Source organism: Microcystis sp. M179S2, assembly GCF_020245805.1.
GTDB classification, from domain to species: domain Bacteria; phylum Cyanobacteriota; class Cyanobacteriia; order Cyanobacteriales; family Microcystaceae; genus Microcystis; species Microcystis aeruginosa.
In genome coordinates, this window is record NZ_JADBUE010000197.1 from 1 (window position 1) to 6,205 (window position 6,205).

At 43.9% G+C, this 6,205-nt stretch carries 9 protein-coding genes; 2 read left to right on the forward strand and 7 right to left on the reverse strand.

The genetic code is table 11. From position 1 onward, the window contains the following. On the forward strand, window positions 1-128 hold a 128-nt coding region (locus IM500_RS12335; RefSeq protein WP_287738541.1), incomplete at its 5' end, for a transposase. An 81-nt stretch (window positions 129-209) separates the two neighbouring features. Continuing rightward, window positions 210-764, forward strand: a complete 555-nt coding sequence (locus IM500_RS12340; protein WP_287738537.1) for a Uma2 family endonuclease — start codon at window positions 210-212, stop codon at window positions 762-764. A 510-nt stretch (window positions 765-1,274) separates the two neighbouring features. Here IM500_RS12340 and IM500_RS12345 read toward each other — a convergent pair. The 7 genes from IM500_RS12345 to IM500_RS12375 all read right to left on the reverse strand — a co-directional run bounded on the left by IM500_RS12345 (window position 1,275) and on the right by IM500_RS12375 (window position 5,838). Further along, window positions 1,275-1,541, reverse strand: a complete 267-nt coding sequence (locus IM500_RS12345) for a GlsB/YeaQ/YmgE family stress response membrane protein (protein ID WP_190722742.1) — start codon at window positions 1,539-1,541, stop codon at window positions 1,275-1,277. Between the two features lie 604 nt (window positions 1,542-2,145). Next, window positions 2,146-3,000, reverse strand: coding sequence for an Rpn family recombination-promoting nuclease/putative transposase (locus IM500_RS12350; RefSeq protein WP_190722743.1), 855 nt, complete (start codon window positions 2,998-3,000; stop codon window positions 2,146-2,148). A 163-nt stretch (window positions 3,001-3,163) separates the two neighbouring features. Then, window positions 3,164-3,910 (reverse strand): hypothetical protein, encoded by a 747-nt coding sequence (locus tag IM500_RS12355; RefSeq protein WP_287738539.1) that lies wholly within the window; start codon window positions 3,908-3,910, stop codon window positions 3,164-3,166. Between the two features lie 79 nt (window positions 3,911-3,989). Further along, window positions 3,990-4,307 (reverse strand): hypothetical protein, encoded by a 318-nt coding sequence (locus IM500_RS12360; protein WP_052277621.1) that lies wholly within the window; start codon window positions 4,305-4,307, stop codon window positions 3,990-3,992. A gap of 42 nt (window positions 4,308-4,349) precedes the next feature. Beyond that, window positions 4,350-4,667, reverse strand: a complete 318-nt coding sequence (locus tag IM500_RS12365) for a hypothetical protein (RefSeq protein ID WP_002757707.1) — start codon at window positions 4,665-4,667, stop codon at window positions 4,350-4,352. Between the two features lie 65 nt (window positions 4,668-4,732). After that, window positions 4,733-5,188 (reverse strand): hypothetical protein, encoded by a 456-nt coding sequence (locus IM500_RS12370; RefSeq protein WP_052277622.1) that lies wholly within the window; start codon window positions 5,186-5,188, stop codon window positions 4,733-4,735. An 83-nt stretch (window positions 5,189-5,271) separates the two neighbouring features. Next, window positions 5,272-5,838 carry a PEP-CTERM sorting domain-containing protein gene (locus IM500_RS12375; protein ID WP_242034692.1) on the reverse strand — a complete coding sequence of 189 codons (567 nt, stop codon included), beginning with the start codon at window positions 5,836-5,838 and terminating at the stop codon, window positions 5,272-5,274. Window positions 5,839-6,205 lie beyond the last annotated feature (367 nt).

The window sequence follows — 6,205 nt, forward strand, 5'->3', positions numbered from 1 at the left end:
GGACAACGAATGGGATGGTCGAGGGAATCAACAATAAACTTAAACTAATAAAACGGAGAGGCTATGGCTTGAGAAACTTTCGGAATTTTTGGGTTAGAAGTATGTTGTCTTGGCATCTTGTCTGTTGATTTAGCATAAAGGGTAACGAAGAGCCGAATAAGAGAGCCATTCTCGTACTATAATTGATAGTAGGCTTTCCCCTAGAGATTATGATTGCGGTTCCCAACTACATCAGTCCCCAAGAATATCTCGCTATCGAGCGTCAGAGCCAGATCCGCCATGGATACCGACGTGGTTTGGTTTATGCGATGGCCGGCGGTGCGGATAATCATGATCGCATCGCCTTCAATTTTCTCAAAGTCATTGACGAACATTTCGGCGACTCTACAGACTGTCGGTTTCACTCGGGTAATGTCAAGGTTAACTATCAAGATCGGTTTTATTACTATCCCGATGCTTTTGTTACCTGCGATCCGCGCGATCGCCAAGATCGTTATCTGAAACGCTATCCGAAACTAATCGCGGAAGTGCTTTCCCCCAATACGAACGCTTTTGACAAGGGTGAAAAATTCCCAGATTATCAACAGATAGAAACCTTAGAAGAATATGTATTAATTTCCCAAGAAATCCAGCGCCTGGAATGCCGTCGCCGTAATTCTCTGGGGATATGGGAAACGACTATTTACGAGACAGGTGATCGCGTGATCCTGCCAAGTATTAACCTAGAGTTAGCGATCGCCGATCTCTACCGGGGAATAGATTAAAGTTTAACGGAAGAATTGGGACTCTCTTGGGTTTGCTGGGTAAAATGTATTCTAAGATACAGTCGGCTGGCGAGCGAGTGGAGCGAACCACAAGGATTGATCGCTGCTATATAAGTTAAACTTATCACACAAAGAATAAGAGAGCCACTTATTTTTTTGGGCTTTATTTGACCTGAAAAGAAGGGGGTCGCAGGCTGGCACGGATTGCCATCATACTAAATCCAGTTATTAAAAACTGATTATTTATTCCCATTTTTGCATGAGTGCCTCTTGCATGAGTGCCTATCCTCATAAGTAGCCTATACTCAACGGATTTATTATTATGCAATCCCTATAGAACCCCCTTGAGCCATCTTGCACACTTTTCTCTTTTTGTCAAATTTTATGTTAAGAAAGATGTGACTAATGGATAGAATGATTAGGGGGAGAGTTAACAGCCATTTCCTTTTACGGCTAGGATTTATCCCTTTTTAGCGGCGATGTAGGAGGATACATTCCAGATCAAAAAGCCTACCCCCGATTGAGGAAATTCCAGATAGCGATCGCAATAATCGCCCCCAATACTGCCGTCGCCACCCCCGGAATACTCAAAGAGGCACTGGCAAGCTGTAAGGAGCCAGTTTGGATGAAAGTGAGCAGACTTCCCCCGATAAAGGCTCCGATAATGCCTAGAAACATAGTGGCGATAAAACCGCCCCCTTGAGTACCCGGATAGATCATCTTGGCGATCGCACCCGCTAGGAGTCCTAGGATAACCCAAGCAATTAAATTGAACATAATATTTGTCCTTGGCGAATGGTTTTAAAAGTGTTTGCTGCCAGAAAAAGTCGATAAAAGGACAGTTTTGCAGTTCAATTCTGCCCCTTTATCTTTACTAGGCTTTATTGATCGCATCCTTAATCGAATCAAGAGCGCCTGTCACCGCGTCTTTAACCTTTTCAGCCGTAGGCATGGCGGAAGCTTGCACTTGTTTTGCCTTTCCTTCCATCTGCATTTCTTGATCGCCAGTTAAATGCCGAGAACTTCTTCGGCTTTTCCTTCAAGATTTTTAGCGGTAGCGTTAATTTTCCCTTCGGTACTCATAGAGTTACTCCTGTGAATTTATCGATTACCTTTTTATAGTAAGCTAACTATATTCAAACGAATGATTTTTTATTATTTTATAATTTTTTCTCGAGTAATCGGAAAAAAAACATGAGTTATTCTACTGGGATTAAGAATAAATCTATGGCTAGGGCTTGCTGAAAAAGTTTGTTGGTGGGGTTAGGAGTTGATCGCCGATAAAAGTACAAGGGTTTTGAGACTCCCGGTAGTTGTAGGGGTGAGGTGCGTGCGGCCAGTCTGTGCTGAAGGCATGGCTTTAATACTTGGTTCCTTTGTACTAACTAGCTCGGCAATTTTCCAGCCATTGTTCTAAATCCTCTAGTGACTGAAAATCTAACAAAGCTTCTCCCAAGTTTTCTAACTGTTCTAGGTCAAGACTGCGGATATTGGGCAGTAATTCGGGAGAAATGTCCCCTACACGCCGATTTAATTGACGTAAAACTAGGTTAGCTTCTCCCTCTTGTCGTCCCTCTTGTCGTCCCTCTTCTAAACCCTCTTGTAAACCCTCGGACCAGATTTCTTGATAGATAACTGATTCTTTCATGATGTCCTTCCTCAGTAATCGTTGGATGATGTCTTTCTCTAATACTAACCCGGCTAGAATTGCGGTAGATGCGGCCAGATTACTTTGTTCTCGACTATCGCTGATTTGCTCGATTTCCTGGGCAATTTGCCGCAGTAAGTTTTCTTGTTTCTCAGCTTGAGCGAGTATGGCAAAGGGAAACAGTCCGGGGGCCTTTAATAGGGGTTCCGAGGGTTGTTCCCAGAGTCTGATCACTTCAAATTGATGAGAGGTTTTCCCTTGTTTATAATCATTTTGTCGGACTTTGGGGGAGTCACTTTTCCTTAGATAAATAACCACTTGATGGATAGGTTTACGGGGATAGCGTCGATAGAGTCTGGTGGCATAATCTAGCATTCTATAGGGAATATCCTCTTTAGGGTCGGTTTGGAACTCGATATGTAAGATTAATTCTTCTGACTCCAAAAAGACTAAAGTATCGGCTCTAATCGGCTCTAGGGATAATTCCGAGGGTTTAATTTCCGTTAAATCTAAGGGTTTTCCTAGTAACCAAGTGGCTAAGTCTCTGGAATATTCAAGGGCGATAAATTTACAGGTGGAATCATACATTTTTAATTCAATTATAGGTTAAGTCTGACCTGTATTTTAACAAAATTATCACCCTATCCCCAAAAATAACCAAAGGAGGGTTTTTACCCCTCCTAAAGACCAAGATATACTCAAAACTATCCTCAATGGGGATTTTATGCTTGGCGCTTACGAGAAGCAGCACCTAACCCCCAAAGATGATCGCTTCAAAAATCTCGTAGCGTTCCTTGCCGATGCGAATAATATAGATATCGTCTTGTTTCGAGGCGCTAAACGCTCCAGGAGCTGCCTGACTGGTATCTGCACCGATCGCTTTTCCCTTTTCAAAGAAAATGATACGCTTGCGACCATCGGGTTTGGTGACAGTGACATCTGCACTACCGTTACCTCGACGAGTGACACCAAAGGGACAAGATCCCGCTGGTTTTCCATCGCCCATCGAACAGGTAACATTACCCGTAGCATGGTAATTTGTCCCCGGTACTTTGGCATCGCTTTGGTTGTAATTATTGGAAATAAGGATTTTTAGGCGATAATTAGCCACTTCATTATTCCGCGCCGAGTTGCGAGTCAAACCCACTTGGATCGTATAATCGCCGTCCGCTGGTAGGATTCCCTCGTGGGCATTACCGACATTGTTCCCGATAACCATCGCCGCGTCTTTGCCGGGGACTTTACCCGGTGCGAAAATATTGAAAGAAGCGCCCCCGTTATCACTCAAGAGGCTAACCGACATATTTTGTCCAGCATTGGCGCGAATTAGGTATTGAACGACTTGTTCTCCCTTGATTTTGCCTTGAATAGTGGTTCCTTCGGTTCCGGCTTTGAATTGCACCCGTTCTTTACGGATTTCGCTGAAAGCGGGGGAAGGCAGAATAACCGGGGTGGTGATTAAGGTGGCCAGTAAAAAAGCGGAAAAGAGTTTACGCATGATTTAAGTTTTTTCCCAAGTTAATTAGATGTTTTACAGCGATCGCTAGATTTGTTGACAATTGTACTATAACGTCCGTCTAGTTTTTTTCCGAACGGGCCGATTTCGCTTTTTCTAGGGTGTCTTGACAGTTGATTTTGGCGAATTCTTCGATTTGTTCTGGTTTCAAATTAAAATCTGAACCCGCTCTTGCTTTAATTTGTTTTAAGAGTTGATCGGTTTCCGATTGGGTTAGTAAACCCGCTTGTTTTCCCGTTTCCGTGGCGACACAAACACCGTAGGTTACACCACCTGTGAATCCGAGGGTTCCCAAGAATTTCCCTCCTAGAAACAATCCGATACCCGCACCGATAACACCCGTAGTAATAGCAATTAACAACACATAAACGGGTTTCATGCTTTTTTGATCTCCTCCAATGAAGACTAAGTGAGCGTGTTATTACATAGCGCCTTCGTCCACTTTGGAATAGGGTAGGTTTTTGATAAATTTGACGATCTGGTTGCCGTTGCGGTTAAAGGAACATTGGAAGGTATTGACCATTTTATCCGTCTCGTAAGTGCCATTCACTGCGTGAGTGCCGTCGGTGCGTTGTCCTTCGTATTTGACAACGATATTACCCGGCGAGGTTTTATAAGCATTAGCGGCGCGAGATTTGCAGGCCGACAACATGGTAGCAGTATTCGCGGCATAAACTGGTAAAGTAGCGACGAGGGCGATTCCGGTGGCGATGGCGCTGAATTTTATAGACTCGAACATGATTGATTTTCTTACAGAGTAAGAGGGGCGATAATCTCTAGGATGCGTTCAAGATTTTTCGATAACTACCTAATCGTTACCGAGAAGGTGAAAGGAACGGTATGATTGCCGTCTTTCGCTTCTCCCATGAGATAGACACGAATGGTATAGTCGCCATCTTTGGGGAGTTTAATTTTAGCCATGGCGTTGGGTCCTTGGGCAGAACTGTTATAAATCGCTACATTATTACTACCCGGCGGCAGGATATTAAAAAATACACTATGCTTGTCTTCTGGGTTGCCTGTCCCATCATCAGCAAGAGAAACCATCAGGGTTTGACCTTTTCTCGCTCTTAAGACAAAATCTCGGTATTCACGCCCTGTAATTGTCCCGTTGAGGGCGGCCATATCACTGCCCCGTTCAAAGTTCACTCTACCGCTTAACTGCGCTTGTAGAGGGGCGGTTAAACCCAAACCAAGGGATAAAGCGATCGCTACGGAAGCTAAAACGTTTCGAGGGGAAATAAGCGGAAAATGTTTCATGTTTGTTTTTCAGTCAGGTACTAGGGAGTGATCATGATTTCATCTCCCTAGTTGGGTTAATCGTCTGTAAGTTTAAAATCCTTTTAGCCTTTGCGCTTACCAGATAATGCCCCTAAAGCACCCACTGTTACTAAACCTAAGATAGTACCCGGTTCGGGAACGGAAGTAGCGCGAGTAAATGTCAGTGTTGAATTACTTGAGTCTAAAACTCCACTGGAAGCATTGCCAACCCCCTTTATACCGAATAGAGTTCCGGTAGTAGAATTTAATCCAAATGCATTTGGAGAACCCGTTACGAACAATTGACCACGAGCGAATTGAGTACCGGACAGAATGATATTACCACCCACAACATTAAAAGCATTAGGACCCAGTGATGGGAATGTACCAATAACCGGTAGCGTGTATCCTAAAGCGGCAGGAGCGGAGGTGACGGAAAGAGCGGTAGCCGCGTATATCCCATCCGTGGTTAGTGCCGCGTCCGGCAACTCTATTGTCCCAGAAACTGTACCACTAACCGGGCCATCCACATTCGAGAAAGAAAAGCCAAAAGTAGCGGCGCTCGCACCAGATACAGGAGCGAGTAAAGATAGACCGATAAGGGCGACCCGACCACTGATCGATTTTTTGATAAGTGTTGATAATGTCATAGGTTTAAACTCCTCACAGAAAGGAATAAAGATAAACAGTATTCAATTATAGGGGAGTTTACGGAAAAGGTGATATCCGAAAATTCCTTATTTTTTTTGACCCCTTCCCGTTTTCTTAATACTTTTTTAAGGATTGGCTGAAAGTGTTGCCCTAAAAGACTTTGAGAACTAGGGGGGTGAGTCAGGATCGCTCGCATTCCCCCCCTAGTTAGAGTTCTTGTATGCTAGTTACAAGTAGAACAGCTTATCGCTCTTGGAGGGAGTCTGGCAAAAGTCTTACAGTCTCTAAACTCTAGCTCTCTTATGGGGTAAGCCTTCAAGCGATCGCTAACTAACAGAAACCCGAAATTTGAGTTTTTATTAGAAA